At 40.2% G+C, this 16,824-nt stretch carries 11 protein-coding genes and 3 pseudogenes; 7 read left to right on the top strand and 7 right to left on the bottom strand.

Annotated features, from left to right (window positions below):
• The first annotated feature begins 207 nt into the window (after positions 1–207).
• Together psbZ and ribH are read left to right on the top strand one after the other, a co-directional pair.
• Complete coding sequence (psbZ, locus tag RS893_RS12370; RefSeq protein WP_016871356.1) at positions 208–396, top strand: photosystem II reaction center protein PsbZ; 189 nt, start codon at positions 208–210, stop codon at positions 394–396.
• Between the two features lie 262 nt (positions 397–658).
• Positions 659–1,237 carry a 6,7-dimethyl-8-ribityllumazine synthase gene (gene ribH / locus RS893_RS12365; protein WP_315791418.1) on the top strand — a complete coding sequence of 193 codons (579 nt, stop codon included), beginning with the start codon at positions 659–661 and terminating at the stop codon, positions 1,235–1,237.
• Between the two features lie 163 nt (positions 1,238–1,400).
• Here ribH and RS893_RS12360 read toward each other — a convergent pair whose 3' ends face one another.
• Positions 1,401–1,871: a hypothetical protein gene (locus RS893_RS12360; protein ID WP_315791417.1), complete on the bottom strand. Its 471-nt coding sequence runs from the start codon at positions 1,869–1,871 to the stop codon at positions 1,401–1,403.
• A gap of 178 nt (positions 1,872–2,049) precedes the next feature.
• On the opposite strand from RS893_RS12360, the gene RS893_RS12355 reads away from it, so the two are divergent.
• From RS893_RS12355 to RS893_RS12345, 3 genes and pseudogenes are all read left to right on the top strand, one after another.
• Positions 2,050–2,556, top strand: coding sequence for a DUF4112 domain-containing protein (locus RS893_RS12355; RefSeq protein ID WP_315791952.1), 507 nt, complete (start codon positions 2,050–2,052; stop codon positions 2,554–2,556).
• 19 nt (positions 2,557–2,575) lie between these two features.
• The gene (locus tag RS893_RS12350; protein WP_315791416.1) at positions 2,576–3,511 is read left to right on the top strand and encodes an alpha/beta hydrolase; all 936 of its coding nucleotides are present in this window, start codon (positions 2,576–2,578) and stop codon (positions 3,509–3,511) included.
• Between the two features lie 171 nt (positions 3,512–3,682).
• Positions 3,683–4,302, top strand: a pseudogene (locus tag RS893_RS12345) (tyrosine-type recombinase/integrase).
• Here the strand turns inward: RS893_RS12345 and RS893_RS12340 are convergent.
• The 5 genes and pseudogenes from RS893_RS12340 to miaB form a co-directional block, all read right to left on the bottom strand.
• Positions 4,299–7,278 (bottom strand): annotated as a pseudogene (locus tag RS893_RS12340) (Tn3 family transposase). The pseudogenes RS893_RS12345 and RS893_RS12340 sit on opposite strands and share 4 nt — an antisense overlap.
• Before the next feature lie 324 nt (positions 7,279–7,602).
• Positions 7,603–7,827 (bottom strand): hypothetical protein, encoded by a 225-nt coding sequence (locus tag RS893_RS12335; RefSeq protein ID WP_315791414.1) that lies wholly within the window; start codon positions 7,825–7,827, stop codon positions 7,603–7,605.
• Between the two features lie 1,130 nt (positions 7,828–8,957).
• Positions 8,958–9,608 carry a hypothetical protein gene (locus RS893_RS12330; RefSeq protein WP_315791413.1) on the bottom strand — a complete coding sequence of 217 codons (651 nt, stop codon included), beginning with the start codon at positions 9,606–9,608 and terminating at the stop codon, positions 8,958–8,960.
• Positions 9,609–9,785: 177 nt separating this feature from the next.
• The gene (locus RS893_RS12325) at positions 9,786–10,898 is read right to left on the bottom strand and encodes a D-alanine--D-alanine ligase family protein (RefSeq protein WP_315791412.1); all 1,113 of its coding nucleotides are present in this window, start codon (positions 10,896–10,898) and stop codon (positions 9,786–9,788) included.
• A gap of 303 nt (positions 10,899–11,201) precedes the next feature.
• Positions 11,202–12,566, bottom strand: a complete 1,365-nt coding sequence (gene miaB / locus RS893_RS12320) for a tRNA (N6-isopentenyl adenosine(37)-C2)-methylthiotransferase MiaB (protein ID WP_315791411.1) — start codon at positions 12,564–12,566, stop codon at positions 11,202–11,204.
• Between the two features lie 419 nt (positions 12,567–12,985).
• Between miaB and RS893_RS12315 the strand changes: the two genes are divergently transcribed.
• Positions 12,986–13,813: an RNA ligase family protein gene (locus RS893_RS12315; RefSeq protein WP_315791410.1), complete on the top strand. Its 828-nt coding sequence runs from the start codon at positions 12,986–12,988 to the stop codon at positions 13,811–13,813.
• A gap of 265 nt (positions 13,814–14,078) precedes the next feature.
• Entirely contained in the window at positions 14,079–14,384 is a 306-nt protein-coding gene (locus tag RS893_RS12310; protein ID WP_315791409.1) for a DUF2087 domain-containing protein, read from the top strand.
• A gap of 34 nt (positions 14,385–14,418) precedes the next feature.
• Here RS893_RS12310 and RS893_RS12305 read toward each other — a convergent pair.
• Positions 14,419–16,808: pseudogene (locus tag RS893_RS12305) on the bottom strand (ATP-dependent helicase).
• Between the last annotated feature and the right edge of the window lie 16 nt (positions 16,809–16,824).

The raw sequence follows: 16,824 nt of genomic DNA, 5'->3' as shown, positions 1-16,824 counted from the left end.
AATGGTCATTTGTAAAAACTCTGGAAAAATGACAATTGACACTTGACTCTGGACAATTGACACTTGACCCTGGACTAATGACAAATGACAAAGGACAGATGACTAAAATGTTGCAATTTCTGCTAGCTTAACAATAAGGAATAACGTTGGTTTAACCCTGTAGATATTCTATCTTTAAGAATCTTCGCTGTCTTGGGAGAAGGGAAAATGAGTATTATATTCCAAATTGCTTTGTTAGCTCTGGTACTTGTGTCTTTTGCAATGGTGATTGGCGTTCCTGTTGCTTATGCCACTCCCCAAAACTGGAATGAGTCGAAAAAATTGCTGTGGCTTGGTTCTGGTGCTTGGATTGGCTTAGTAATTTTAGTTGCACTCTTGAGCTTTTTCGTAGTTTAAGCAACTGCCGCCACACACAACTAGTTAATAGCATAAAAACAACAGGGGCAATAGGAGCAATAAAAGGATACAGGGGAAAAGAAGGACAAGGAGGACACGGGAGACAAGCCAGACAAGGAGGACAAAGAGAACATCTCCACTCCTCACACTCCCCCCACTCCCCCCACTTCTCTACCTCCCCATCTCCCCATCCTCTTTGCTCCTGTTGTCTTAATAGAAGAAATGTATATAGTGGCAGAGTATAGTTGATTTAGAGGCGGTCATGGCAGTTTTCGAGGGAACTTTTACGCAGACAGAACCTTTGCGGTTTGCATTGGTAATTGGACGATTCAATGATCTAGTTACCACAAAGCTACTAGAGGGGTGTCAAGATTGCTTAAAACGCCACGGTGTCGATGTTGATCCTCATGGTTCTCAAGTAGATTATGTTTGGGTTCCAGGGAGTTTTGAAGTTCCAGTAGTAGCGCGCCAACTTGCTCTTTCAGGACGCTACGACGCCATCATTTGTATGGGTGCTGTCATCCGAGGACAAACACCTCATTTTGATTATGTTTCCTCTGAGGTGGCAAAAGGTATTGCTGCTGCTTCCTTTCAAACTGGTGTACCAGTAGTTTTTGGCATCTTAACAACTGATACCATGCAACAAGCTTTAGAACGGGCTGGTATTAAAAGTAATCATGGCTGGGACTATGCTATGTCAGCGCTAGAAATGGGTAGCCTGATGCGTCAGTTGCGTTCTAACCTAGCTCAGCCATACGCTGGCAATTCTCAATCCTTACCTGCTTCGCTCAAAAGTGCCAGTGTAGGTGAACTTTCGGCATCTGGGGAAGAAGTGGGTTAACTTTCATCTTTAAATTAAAAGGTGGGATTTTCAATTCTTTCTTTGTATTTATGCAATTCTTTGTTTAGGACTTACGCTAAACTACACGCTGTAGAGGCAATTCAGGAATTGCCTCTATCTGAAAATCAGAATTTTGGCTATTGGACAACTTACGCTGAAATAGTTAAATCTTCTCTGTTTGTTTTCCTGTTTCTGTACGCTGGCGCGTTAAGCTATCAATAGCATCACCCAAGGCGGTAGTTAGGCTTTTACGAGTTTGGGCGTGTTCATCTTGTTCGTTTTTCAACGCCTGTTGTAGGCGATCGCGTTCTTTGATGGCAGCAACTAGTTTCGCTTTTAATTCCTCTGTTGATTTAATTTGGGCTATTTCTTGGACAATAGCTGCTGTCGCTGCACCATCATTGAGTTGTGCTGCTTCAATACCTTGCAAGCGTTGAATTTGTGCTTGCAAGGAAGCGATCGTCTGTTTGGAGAGTTGAGTATCTGTACGACGTTGTTCTGCTTCGGTATTATAGAGTTTCCGCCATTTTTGTGCACTTTCCCAAGCAGCATCCCGTTCTTGTTGCAAATGTGCCACTTGCTGTTTTAGCGTCTGAATTTCAGTTAACCACTGCTGTGTTAATTCTTGACTCATAAGATGTAATGGGTAATGGGTAATGGGTAATGGGTAATGGAGAAGAAAAATACCAATTAGCAATTACCAACTACCAAATTTTTTTGTAAATATTGTTACTTATAGCAAAAAATACTTGCAAACTCCCAGTAGAGGAGTAGAATGTTTAGGATTTCATCACAGACACGCGATCGCTTCCATGTCTCAGCCATCTCGTCGGTTTTCCACTATTGATCCTGAAGCTAAAGCACCTACTCTCAAGCGTCTACGTCAGCTTAGTCGCCTGCTAGATAAAGCCATCGTTATTCCTGGAACAAGTGTTGGCATTGGTTTAGATCCAATTTTAGGACTTATACCCGTTGGTGGTGATTTTTTAGGTGTCATGCTTTCTGCTTACATTATCCTAGAATCAGCACGCCTGGGTGTGCCAGCAAGAACTTTAGGCAGAATGGTGTTTAATATCATCATTGATGGTTTGGTGGGTGCTGCGCCAGTATTGGGAGATTTGTTTGACTTTGCTTGGACAGCAAACGAGCGTAATGTCAGACTGCTAGAAGAATATTTAAAGTTTCCTAGTCAAAATCAAAGTGCTAATAAGTGGTTTGTATTCGCAGTTTTGATTGGACTACTGTTTGTTGCCATTGTATTAGTAGCATTGCCTGTGATAATAATGAGACTGCTGTGGGGAGCCTTAACCGGTAGTTAAATGAGTTTTTACAAAAAGAATGAAAGATTGGTGGCAAGTTACTTTTCCCAAAGGGCGACAAAGTATTACAATTTCTGATGCTCATGGTTATCCTGTACAGATTGCTTATGGAGAAATAGGTACTGGTAGACCTATATTTTTTTTACATGGCATGGGTAGCTGGAGTTATAATTGGCGTCACAGTATTCAGCCTTTATCTAAATACTTTCGGGTAATTTGTTTTGATGCCAAAGGGTATGGATTTTCCGAAAAACCATTGTTACGCAGAGAACACAGTGGTCATCAAGTCATAGAATTTGAGCGAATAATTCAATCACTAAGTGATGAGCCTGTGGCAATTGTGGCAGAATCTTTAGGTGGATTAATTGCCCTGGCTTTAGCTCAAGAATATCCGCAACTAATAGCACGGTTAGTAGTAGTAAATGTACCAATTTTTGCCGAAAGTCTTCCCCATTGGGGCATGTCACTGCTTGCTCAAACTCCTTTAGAAGTTATACAAGCGATCGACACATTAGCTTTAGCAAATTTACTAGCTCCATTGGTAAGAGAAGTAATGGCAATAGAACGGCGTCGGGTACTGTTTGATCCATCTGTTTTAACACAGGAAGATGTTTACTGGATAACTTATCCATACACTCAACTCAGGGGTACTCTCACCAAAGTAGCCGAAGAGGTACAAATAGCAGTACAGGAAATTGAGAACCTAAAAGCCAATAAACCCAATTTGTTGAGTAAAATCCAAAATAATCTTAGTTCTATCCACTGTCCGACATTAATTCTATGGGGAAAACAAGATAGTTGGTTTCCTGCTACTCATGGAGAAAAATTGCATCAACACCTGCCTAATTCTAGGTTAGAAATTCTGCCTAACTGCTGTCATGATGCTTCCACTGGTGCTTCCAAAGTCCTAAATGCAGCAATCCTAGAATTTTTGCAGGATACACAATTCTGTTAGTTGGTGAAAATAGAAGGTTCGTGTCACCAGGTGCAGCCTTGTAAAGTTTTGTAAAAATGACCGATTTTTTAGGGGTAATTGATAAGAAATACAAATGATAACTTTGCCTAGTTCGTCTCAATTTAGGCAAAGTATGATGGAGATAGCAGCCAAGACATGAGGATTTGACCCATGTCTACCCACACTACTCAACTTCCATTTTCGGCAAAGTCAACCAACCACTCGACTCCACCAGCAAAACGCCCATCCGCACGCGAACGAGAATATTTGCGACCGAAGGAAGTTGAAGCAATGATCAGTGCGGTGCGCTCTGTCGGTCGGCATGGGGCTCCGGATGCAGCGATGATTTTACTTATGTTCCGGCATGGACTTCGGACTGCTGAGTTAATTGCACTCAAGTGGTCACAAATAGATTTTTCGGAGGGCCATATCGACATTCATCGCCTTAAACATGGGCATGATACCGTTCATCCGTTACGCGCTCCTGAACTCAGAGCGTTGCGCCAACTGCAACGGGATTATCCCGATACTCCCTATGTTTTTGTGTCCGAGCGCAAAGCTCCACTATCAACCAGAGCCGTTCGTCACATTATTGCACGAGCAGGTTTGCGTGCTGGAATTACTGAACCAGTTCATCCCCATCAACTGCGCCATGCTTGTGTTACTATTTAGCTGCCCAAGGTCATGATACCAGAGCAATTCAAGACTATTTAGGACATAAGAATATACACCACACAGTTCGTTATACTCAAATGTCACCTCAAAGATTTGAAAAGTTTTGGAGAGATTAAGCAACCAGTTGTTGTGTCAAACCAGCAATTCTCTCGTTGAGATCCAGCTTAAATGTACCATAAGGATTGACATGACTGAAAATTAAAGGAGTAATTGCTCTAAAATCGACTTCAGTTAACTTTTGCTGCCAATGCTTCTGCTCCAGAACACTCTGAATCATCAAAGTATTCACATAGACTAAACATATCTGCACTCTTGTGTAAAGATAAAACCGATAACTCCTGACTTTCCAAGCGATTAGAAGCAAACTCTCCACCTTTACCGTAAAAGATAAAATCATTAACCCCATTCCATCTTTCCACTACATTTAATCCTTCATTAACTTCTCGCCGGACTTCTCCTGAGTCAAGGTACTGACACAAGAAAATCGTTTTTATCACTCGACCTAATTCCAATAATGCCAGATAAGTGGGATGTTTAAAGGGATTTTTGCTAAACCGTTTGAGAATTGATTCTGTTTCAGCCGTTCCCAACTTTAAAGCAGTAGTAAACTTCACCATCTGGTCATACTGTTGACGAATCAAATCCCAGTTGATTGGGCGAGTCAGAATCGGTTGTAGATTAGGGTAAGCATCACTTTGTCCAACGTGAGGACGATATAACTTTTGTACCTTAATCCGTTTCAATCTGGGCATTAACTGAAATCCTAATAAGTGAGTAAAAGCAAACGCCACTTCACTTTGACCATGACTATCAACATAATTTTTCTGCACATTCATATTAGTACAGTGGCGTAAAACCCCTTCAATCATCGCCGCCACCTCACTACTAGAACAAGTTTTGAGTTGGGAATAAATACAGGTAGATTTTTTCTCGACGTGCCAATAAATCATGACTCCTCGACCCCCATAACGGAGATGATACTGGGTTAGAAGATTCTGATCCCATGCGCCAAAATGTTTGCTATCACTGGCGCAGGTAGTAGTTCCTTCTCCCCAAATATGAGGTAAGCGAATAGAGAAAATAGCATTAATAACATCACCAATTGCACTGCGTAACTGGTCTTTGTGGATATACCGACGACGTACATAAAGTAAATCTTGATAGTTTTCGCCATTAATACCTGTATTAATTCTCTTTAATCCAGTATTAGTTCCCATGCCATAAAGACACAGTAATAATCGCTTTTGTAGTGTTTCTCTGTCTATAATCTCTCTTGCACCCATACTTGTGAAGTTACGGGTAAAATCTACTCTTAAATCCGTTTCCTTGAGAATGTCTAAAAGACTGGTATGCTCCCAAATTTTGTTAATTTCTCCCTTGAGTTGTTTAAGATTAATGGGTTCGGGCGCAGGGTCTATAGGGCTAAGTCTAATAAAACTTTGACCTTTCTTCCCGATAATAGTAACATCTTGGTTCTTGGGCATTCCTTTATCTAATTTTTCTAGCCCCTGTGCCATTTGTTCTTGTAAGCTTGAGATAAAGGTTTCTACATCTAATGGAAGGCTTAAAGCCTGATAGTAAACTTGACGGTGTTGTTCAAAATCAGTAGGTAAATCATGATCTGGATTACCATAACGAGATGCTCCTACTACCCAAATTTCTTTACAACTGAGTCTTTCTCTCAGAGCTTGTAAAACGCTAATTTCGTAGTTAATTCGATTGATTCTATCTTTGCCATCAGAATCTTTTTCTAAGAGAATTTCTTTCCAACCACTTTTGAGGACTCCATCAATTGGTATAGTTTCTCCGTTATCATAATATCGGGATTTACTTTGAGCATATTTTTTTAGTAGTTCTAATGCCTGAATTACAGGGCGATGAATGTCATTATTAGAACAAAATTCTAAGACTTCTAATAGTTGCGGAATCAGCCGTCGATAGTGGCTAGCAAAAGAAGAACGCATTACAGTATGTACTCTTTGACGATAAGCTGTACCAGTTGCTTTATATTCAGCCACTAAATCTCTAAGAGTTTTCTGAGAAACTACAGGATATATAACTTTTTCAATAACTCCCGAAGGTTCAGCTACAGCTACTTCTGCAATGCGAAATAAAATATTAGTTTTTCCGGTTACTTCTTTAAAGTCGGAGACTAATTCTTTGTTGATACGCCTTTCCGCTCTTGTCCCAATTCGTTGAATAATTGACATTAGTAATTCGATGAGATTATCAGTAATCTCTTGAGCGCGTTGAACACAAAACGCTGCCATCAGAGTATAGCGAATCGCTGGGGGATGTTGTCGTAAAAGGTAAGGAGTTTCTGTAGCTGCCCGATGACGGTAGGTTTTAATTAGTTTGGTTGATATTCCTTTAAATAAGTCAAGGGATAAACCAATACTGCGAATCCGTTTGAGTTTTTCGATTTCAGTTAAGAAACTTTCTAAGCCCACAGGCCCTGGATCTGTTTTGAGAAAGGCAAACTCGGAAGTTTTTAGCTTCAGAGAATCCTGTTTTTCTTCTGCATTCAGAGAATGTTCTGTGATTAATAGAATATCAATTTCAGCCAGGTTTTCTTTTGATAACGCAGAAAGTGTATGATAGCAGAATTCACTTTCATACTGACTGATAGCACTACGAATCAAACGCTCAATCCTTCCTGATGTGGGCGGTTCGATTTGCAATTCTCTCCATCTTTGATAGACACTTTCAACAAGTGATTCAAACTTTTGTTCGTGAGGTAATACTTCTTTAATGAGCCAGTCGCTCATTTCTACTGAATCTTGGACGGTAGCTACTCTAAAATTAAATAAACGACGAATTTCAACACGATAAACTTTTGCGGTTCGTCCTTGCCAATCATAATCTGAGTATGAGCTTTCAGGAATTTTAAGTTGATTTGCTATGTAAGAGATAATAATTTGGGGAATAGACGATTTTTCGTCAGGAAAACAGGTAAAAATCTGAAAATGTTTTAATAACAGAGCAAATCCAATCTGATTACCGCCGACTTTGTTTCTGACTAATTCTAATTCCGTTGGCAGAAGTGTCCAGTTTTCAATTAATTCTTCTGTATCCCAATTTGGCTTGACCATTCATCTTCTTCCCATCGTTTGAAAGCCTGAGTATTTCTCAAGCGAGTGTATGAGAAAAGATTGTTGCACTATGAGAAATTAATCAACAATACAGATTTTAGACTATTTGTCAAATGCTTGAAAAAATATATATTTAGAAAAATTATGAATTATGTGCAAAAAGGGATCTGAGAGAGAAAAGTTCTTCAGAGGCTAGAATCCATATATATCAAGTGTTCTAGCCACAGGCTGCACCTGATGACACGAACCTTCTATTTTCGCCTAGTTAGTGGTTAGTGGTTAGTGGGTAGAGACGCGAGGAACATCGCGTCTGTACATTAGTGGTTAGTGGTTATTCGCCACTTCCCCCATTGCCCCTAATCCCCACTCCTCCAAGGGAGTGGGGGCCGGTGAGTTCCCCATCCCCATCTCCCCACTGCCCCACTCCACCCTACGGGAAGCCGAAGAAGGCGCGTCTACAGACTCTCCCCACTGCCCCACCACCCCATCACCCCATAAAAAAAGAGTGGGAGTCAGCATACCAATCGCTTTTGACTCCCACCCAAACATTTACCACTGAAGAGAACAGGAATATGCACAAGCGTTGTTATTTGTTTAGGGGGCTAAGTGTGGAACAACAACGCCAATACATATGTAATTTCCTGGTGCGGTAAATGTCAAATTTAATTGGGTATTTGTTGTTTATTGTTTATTCTTAGGAAAAAATCAATGTTTAACAACTAATAAATTATCAAGAATATCCTCTCTAATAATATTTAATTACGTGTAAACTATTTTTATTTGAATAGGCAATTATTACATATATCATATTTAGATATATTTTAAAATTGCCTTCAAATAATTCAATAGAGGTATACCACATAAAAGATATTTTATTGTGGTACACCCTGATAACAACACCCTTGAAGTCGTTTATCTTGGATTTAATTTAGCTGAATAAATTGGAGCTTAGTTGCCAGATTGGCAAGTATTTCTCCTCAAAAAAAAGTTGAAAAAATACCTATTAATCACATAAAAATGCTAATTTTACCAGAATTGTGTAACTCCTTGAACATTATTTATGCTTACCTATATAAAGACTAAAAAAGATATTTACTAATTTTATATTGTTTAGATAATTACCTGAATTTTTTAAGTTTTAGCTAATATCTAGGGTGAGTGGTATGACCCTTCATGAGCTATAGCCCCTATATATAATCATCGGTATTTGTAGTAGCTAAATATAAATTTATGTATGAAAAATCTGGTTTTGGCAGAATGGCAATTATTTAATTCGATTTTTAGTATCTTATGGAAAATGCACATAATTTTAATAAAGGGGTATGATTGAAACTTCCTCTTTAATATTTAATATGAATGGCAATAATATTAAGAATTTGATTTAAATAATTATTTCAATTAAAAATGCCTAATCTCTCAAGAAACACAGGCGGTATAGGGATGTAAGGATATAAGAGAAAAATTGTATTTCTTTTAAATTGGCATAGGGAGTCTTAAGCCAATTAATCAATGGTTTTAATCCAAAATCTAAAATCCAAAATTGGTATGAGTTCTTAAAATTTATTTCTTGACTGGATGAAAAGCAGGTTAAGATATAATGCATCCATATCAAATCCTCTAAATTTATTTATAGGGATTCTATGCATTTGTTTTTACTTTTTCAAGGCTATTCCAATAATTTACTCGCGCAACAATGCAGACAAAGAAGTCTGTTTACGAATATCCATCATGCTTGCTAAAGAGTCTTTACCATCTTTATTAAATTCTGCTTCTGGCGGCAAAACAGTAACTATGGGTTTTTCTGGTTCTGGAGGTGTCTGAGAAGATTGCGGTACTGGTGGTACAAACACTGCTAAATTATTGGTAGGAAGTGGTTCTTGCGCCTCTTGACGGCGTTGTCTCCAGCGTAATTGAGGGCGACGATGAGGATTTGTTTGAACTTTTTGCTGTTTCGGACGGTTGAGCCAGAGAAAAACGACAAAGCATCCACTGGCGCAACTCATAGCGATCGCTGCTATCATCTGTAAGGATATGGGACTCTTGGATACTTTGGTGGTTTGAGGGGTTATAGTGATCGGTGATTCTGCTTCAAGTTGTACGAATTCTGGTTCTTCACGCTCTACACGTCCTACATAACCAAGACTATACACAGCTATAGCAGTAGTACTGAGTAAAGTCAGTAATGCTCCAACAAATAGTAACCAAGGGTGTTGGACTAACAGATGTAGTAGAGAGTTTTTGCTTGTTTGTAGTTGAGATCCACTTTTTACAGCTTCAGTTACGGGTGCTTTTGCCTCCAATGGCTGCTGTACAGCTTGAGTATTTTCCATGACTACTTTCAAATGTGTACCCCTCTTGTCATTAATTGTACTGGAGGAGTGAGCGATCACGTATCCGTAACAAAATTTCGGATTTAAGTAGCCTTTTTATAAAGAATAAGACTACCCAAACCGAATTATTCTTAAGCTTTAGTATTTTTTACTACTTGATTAGTACTAAGACAACCACTAATTCGATCCTGCTACTTCTACAGGAGAGAACCTTGCAACAGCTAGTTGAATTAATTGATCAACTAGTTCTGGGAATGAAACACCACTGTGTTGCCAAAGTAGGGGATACATACTTGTGGCTGTAAAGCCGGGTAGGGTGTTAATCTCGTTAATCAGTACTTCGCCTGTTGCTTCTACATAGAAAAAGTCTACTCTTGCCAATCCCGCAGCGTCAACAGCCGCAAAAGCTTGTAAAGCCATTTCCTGAATTTGCTGAGTCACAGCATTTGGCACTGCTGCGGGAATAATTAAATCTGCTTTACCTTCTGTATATTTAGTTTCATAATCATAAAATTCACTTTTATAGGTAATTTCACCTACTACTGAAGCTTTAGGTTGATCGTTTCCTAAAACAGCACATTCTAATTCTCTGGCAACAACTGCTGCTTCTACAATGATGCGGCGATCATAACTGGCTGCATTATCCAATGCTGCTTCTAATTCTTGACGCGATCGCACCTTGGCAATTCCCACCGATGAACCTAAATTTGCAGGTTTGATGAAACAGGGATAACCCAAAGTTAATTCAATGTCATCACAAAGTTTGGGAAAAACACAAGGATTTGACCAAATTTGGAAACGGTTCACCGCTTTGTATTTGACTTGTGGCAATCCAGCTTGGGCAAAAACCATTTTCATAGCTATTTTATCCATTCCCAGTGCTGAACCTAACACTCCAGAACCCACAAAAGGCACTTGCATTAAAGTCAGTAAACCCTGCACTGTACCATCTTCCCCGTTGGGCCCATGCAGAATCGGAAACCAAACATTGACTTCCCCAACTTGTGGAGGAGATTGCCAACGACTGAGAGATTGGGAACTAGCGCTAACTAATTGATTACCAGTTTCAGAGTTAGGCAATGACAGTGGTTTTCCTGAAGCTAAGACTTGTTGCGGTGTATCTCCTGCCAACCAGCGTCCATCTTTTTGAATGTAAAAAGGCAAGATTTCATACTTACTGGTATTTTGCCCTGAACTCAATGCTTTTGCGATCGCTCTTGCTGAGGTGATCGATACCTCATGTTCTCCGGAACAACCACCAAACAGCAACCCTACCCGCAACTTTGTCATCTTTAAGATACCTCCACACCTTAAATGCACATAGCGTAACACAAGCTGTTGATTGGTGAACTAATTTTTTATAGTTCAAGAAAAATACGGTATTTTACGCAGTATGTCAAAAAAAACAGCACCCTTTGGACAGGGGTGCTTCCGCCAATATTAATAATCTTAGTGACAGGATCGCTGTCCTTGGCCATCCTTAATAAAGAAAATCGTCCTGCATATTTTAATATCGCTAAAGTAGCAATTGGCTATGCTTTTGGTTCCATAAGGTTACAGGGAAATAGTAATGATACAGAAAAATTAGATAATTCAAACTGATACCACCTCCCGTACCTCCACTGGTTCACCCGTCAAACTAAAAGCCCGAACTTCGCTGATTCTTACCTTCACTAACTTACCTTTGAGTTCGTTGATGTCACCAGTAAAGAAAGTCAGACGGTTAGTGCGGGTACGTCCCATGACTTGGGTTTTGTCTTTGGGGTTTTGGTCTTCTACTAGCACTTCTTCTAAGCGTCCCATATAACGTTGCGATCGCTCGGCTGCGATTGTTGCCACTAAATGGTTTAATCTTTGGAGGCGATCGCTTTTCACCTCTTCACTGAGTTGATTTTCCCAAACTGCGGCAGGTGTTCCTGGGCGGGGAGAATAAGCAGCAGTATTCAACTGGTCAAAACCAATATCCGCAACTAATTTGAGAGTATTCTCAAACTGTTCTTCTGTTTCTGTTGGAAAACCAACAATTGCATCAGCACTAATCGCCGCATCTGGCACATACTTACGGATTGTATTGATAATTCGGCGATATTTTTCATGGGTATAACCCCGTGCCATACGTTTTAAAACTTCGTTATCCCCAGATTGAAATGGAATGTGGAAGTGTTCGCATACTTTGGGTAATTCTGCACAAGCGCGGATCAAGCGCTCAGTAAAATAACGGGGATGACTAGTAGCAAATCTAATTCTTTCCACTCCCGGAACATCATGTACATAGTACAGCAAATCTGTCAATGTATGCTGGTGACGACCTTCCGGTGTCACTCCTGGTAAATCCCGCCCGTAGGCGTCAATATTTTGACCCAAGAGTGTAACTTCCTTATAACCCTGACGCCCTAGTTCCTCCATTTCGGCGCGAATTGCTTCTGGTGTCCGAGACTGTTCCACACCCCGGACATTCGGTACTACACAATAAGTACAGCGTTCGTTGCAACCGTAAATCACGTTCACCCAAGCCGTTACCTTACTATCTCGGCGTGGCTTGGTAATATCCTCAATAATATGAATTGGTTCTGTGGCCACAACCTGATTGCCATCAAATACTTGTTGCAACAAATCTTTCAGACGGTTGGCATGTTGCGGCCCCATAACTAAATCTAATTCTGGTACTCGCCGCAGTAAGGTTTCTCCCTCCTGTTGAGCAACACAACCAGCAACAATTAATGTTAAATCCGGTTGTTCGTGCTTGCGCTTTGCTTGCCTACCTAGATAAGAATATACTTTTTGCTCTGCATTATCCCGGATAGTGCAGGTGTTATAGAGTATTACATCTGCCTGATTTGGGTCTTCTGACCACTCAAAGCCCATGTCTTCTAAAATGCCAGCCATACGCTCTGAGTCAGCTTTATTCATTTGGCAACCGAAAGTAGTTATGTGATAATGGCGGCGTGAAGTGGTCATGAGCAATTACACTTAAGCACTAAAATTTAAAGGATTTTCCTACTATTGTATAAACTCTAGCTGCCAATTAACATCTGGCGTGGATTGAAATTATAACAAAGATCAAGCTTTTAGCTTTTAGAAACAAACACTCATAGAACACAGATTGACACCAACGCACCATCTATCTGTGTGCATCGGTGTGTATCGGTGTGTATCGGTGTTCGATTTCTCCAAAATATAGTGGCTTGCGGTTAAGTCTAGTAGAGAAAAAAACGAACACGGATGAACACAGAAGTCAGTTAACAGTATGTGTTGGTGTTCACTTTTATAAACATTTCGCCTGTTGATTTGATATTAAACATAATTATCAAATCAAAGCCTTTTTACCTTTTGAATTACGCTATACTACAATAATAGTTACAAGTTTGCTTACTTTCATGGACGTAGTGAGTAGTGATACCACAGAGTGGAAATCTATCACCTATGAAAAAATACCAGAAAACCTTCATCAATGGCAACTGACAGAATCAGATTATTGGTTGTTTAAGAAAACAGATTGGGTAGTAACAGAAAAAATTCATGGTGCAAACTTTGGTATAACTACCAATGGATTAGAGGTACGTTTTGCCAGGAGAAAGGAATTTTTGCAGCTAGGAGAAGATTTTTTCAATTATTTATCTCTACGAACCAAACTAGCACAGCAAGCAAAAGAAATCTTCTGGCTTTTGCAGCCTACCACGCAGTTGCAGAGAATTTATATTTATGGAGAATTATTTGGTGGTGAGTATCCCCATCCAGAAGTAAAGGCTGTGCCTGGTGTTAGTGTGCAGGCTGTGCAAACAGGTGTTTATTATTCACCTAAAATAGAATATTATGCTTTTGATATAGCAATTTTAGAAAATCAAACATCTTTAGAAAAAACTTACTTAAATTATGACCATGCACTTGATTTATTTCATCAAGTAGGAATGATGAGTGCTGAATCATTATTCATTGGTAAATATGAAGATGCTATGGCATATTCCATCGAGTTTGAATCTAAAATTCCAGAGACTTTGGGTTTACCTAAGCTAACCTTTGCTAATAAAGCTGAAGGAATAGTTATTAAACCGTTAAAAACTATTTATTTACTAACCTCTAAAGGTAATATTCGTCCGGTAATTAAGAAAAAAATTCCTGTTTTTTCAGAAGATAGTCGCTTTCATCAAGCCAAAAAATGGAACTTTCAACAACTGCCGTTAGACAAGGGAGGCCTAAGTATATAAGAGGAATTAACTCAAGAAATGTTGGCATTAGTTACACAAACAAGATGAAATAACGTGATTTATAAATTAGGGAGATTTCGCAAAACGATATAAATAAAATTCAGGAACTAGTAGCACAATTAATGGATGATATATTAGAAAAATTTTACGAAGATTATGGCAGTATTTTTTTGTTTACTCAAAAATGAGATTCAACAAAATATGCTAAGTCAATTGCAAAAAGCATCAGAAGAATTAGTTAAACATTATTTCAATAGGTAGAATTATGAACAACAATAAATTAGAGAATTGGGAAGAAAAAGTACTGAATAATTATCTTGATGGTACGCAACTAAAGAAAATCCCTGCTTCTCGAAAAAAACGTTTAGTTATACTGAGGTGGTTAGTTAGAAAATTTGAAGAAAAAGTGACTTATACAGAACGCCAAGTCAACGAAATTATTTCTCAGCATCACTCAGACTACGCGACACTACGACGGGAAATGATCGGTTATCAACTTATGGAAAGAGAAAAGGGTTTCTACTGGCGATTACCGGCAGCACTGTGGAAGTCTGAGAATGAAATTAGATAATTTTTTCAATGAGATTGCCTTGTGAATAAAATAGCTATATTACACACTCAGGGAATTGCCGCTTCAGGGTTGGGAACACTGGGCAAGGGGCTGAAGCTTGCAAATTCTCTGGTTTACTCCAAGTAAAAGGCGCTTTTTGGGCAGCAGACATCCACAACAAGCGTTTTGCCCGTGTCATAGCAACGTAAAGCAAACGATACTCTTCGGCTGTTTTTAGGTATTTTGCTTGCTCCCAAGCTTGTGTAACATCTGGTAAACTCGCTTGATTGTGAAGTGCAGCGCGAATTTGGGCGCGGGCAACTTCTGATAGGGTAAAGTCTCCTAAAAACTGGCTTTGGGGAGGAACCCAAAAGCGACCGGGTATTAAGTTTTCATGTAGAAAGGGAATAAATACGTAGTCCCAGTCCAGCCCTTTGGCTTTATGCATAGTGATAATTGTTAATTGACCGCGACGAGTGTAGCGGGCTTCTAAATCTTCTGTTTCTACGGGTTCAAATCTTTCGGAACTAACAATTTCACTCAGTGTACCCAGCATATTTGTCATGGAAGCATGACCAGCTATTTGCAAATTAACCCTTTCTGCAAGTTTGTCAGCAGTTGCTAGTTCTGCTTGGTCGTAATTTAATGCCAAAGCTAGGAAGGAAATTAGCTGATACAGAGGTAGTTCCATCCGGGCGCGTAGCAAACTACGACACAAGTGCGCGGCTTTTTGTACTGGTTCCGGTTGGGGTGCAGACAAAGGACCTGGATACAAGAATTCTTCAGGTACAGAAGCAGGGGCATTGAGGTCTTGAGTAGGAATTAACTGCCGTTCTACAAAGACTTCTAAAGCTGCTTTCAAATAGTCGGGTGAATGGGGGCGATCGCAAAATTGCAGTAATGCTAAAATTTCTTGTGGTACATGAGAATGGCGATCGCGTTCTCCCACATCATAAAGTGTAATTTGATGCTCTTTACATATAGGTGCAAGTGCCTCTGCCAACCATCTACCTTGACGGTTTTCCCTAACTAATATTGCTGCACTAAAAGAACTTGGCTCTTGAGCAAACAACTGAATGACTCTTTGGGAGAGTAATTGAACTGTGTGATGAATATCACGTGGAGTATACAGTTCTAGTCCCCGCCCTACTGGTTGAGGATTCGCATCGGGTTGAGGATCATCAGGATCAACAAGGCGAATGGTTTGAGGACGGAAGGGGAGGGGAAGGTGGGGAAGGCGGGGGTCCCCTCTGGGGATAAGGGGAGGTGGGGAGGTGGGGAGGTGTGGGGAGTGGGGGAATTTTGAGTTTTGGGGTGATAGGCACTATTGACCCACTGCAAGACAAAATTGGCAGCATCAATGATGATTTTGGTGCTGCGTCCTGCTTGATCCATTGTTGCCAGACGATTTTTGTGGTTGCAATCTTCGCAAAACTCACGGAAATAAATAGGGTCTGCGGGGGTAAAGGTAGAGTTAATCGCTTGGTTGGGGTCGCCAACACGAATCAAGTTGGGTTGGTCGGGGTTGTTGGGGTCAGTGGCAAGAATTTGTAGTAGTTTGGTTTGTAGTGGACTAGAGTCTTGGGCTTCGTCTTCAAAAACCGCAAAGACTTGGTTTTGTTCGATTCTACGGGCGCTAGGATTTTCTAAGACTCGCAGTGCAGCTAAAATCATGTCGTCGTAGTCAATAAACTCACGCGATCGCATTAAGTTTTGATATTGCTCGTACAATCCCGCAGCAACAGTTAAAATTTCATAATTATCTATAGTTTGTTCACTGAAGCGCCGTAAATCTTCTGGGAACATTCCCGAACTTTTAGCCTCATGAATCACGGTTGTTGCCAAGTCTGGTAATACTTCTGTTCGCAATACTGACTGACGACGCAATCTTTCTGTTTCTTCGCCGTCAAATTGCTTACCTTCTAGTAAGCGAAAATAATGCCCTGGATAACTAGCAATCCATTGTTCAACAGCAGTACGGATGAAGCGATGACTTTGAGTTGGTGTAATTAATGTGACATTATTTAATTGTAAGCCTGACAAATTCGGATGACGACTGGCAATGTTCAAAGCCAGACCGTGCAAAGTATATACAACAAAACCAGTTTGAGGTAAAGATAAATCGTCACGCAAGTATTTGCGGATTTTTGCTTTGATATTAGCAACAGCAGAACGAGTAAATGTAACAACTACCAACTGCTGACGTTCCGACGAACGCGAAGAATTGGAACGCTGATACTGATGTGCGATCGCGATCGCTGCCGCCGCCGCCATTCCTGTAGATTTACCAGCCCCAGGAACCGCAGAGACAGCCAATGGCCCAGAGTGCCAATCAGCCATTTGTTGCTGTCCTAGACGCAGACTATTGCGAATGCTTAAAATCGCACTTTCTCTCAGAGAAGATGAAGGCGACTGAGGATCAGCTTGGTGGTTGGTGGTTGTCATTTGTATTAGTCATTTG

Origin of the sequence: Fischerella sp. JS2 (assembly GCF_032393985.1) — a bacterium.
GTDB lineage: Bacteria > Cyanobacteriota > Cyanobacteriia > Cyanobacteriales > Nostocaceae > Fischerella.
Note: the sequence above shows the minus strand (reverse complement) of the source record. Positions and strands in the feature narration are given on the sequence as shown.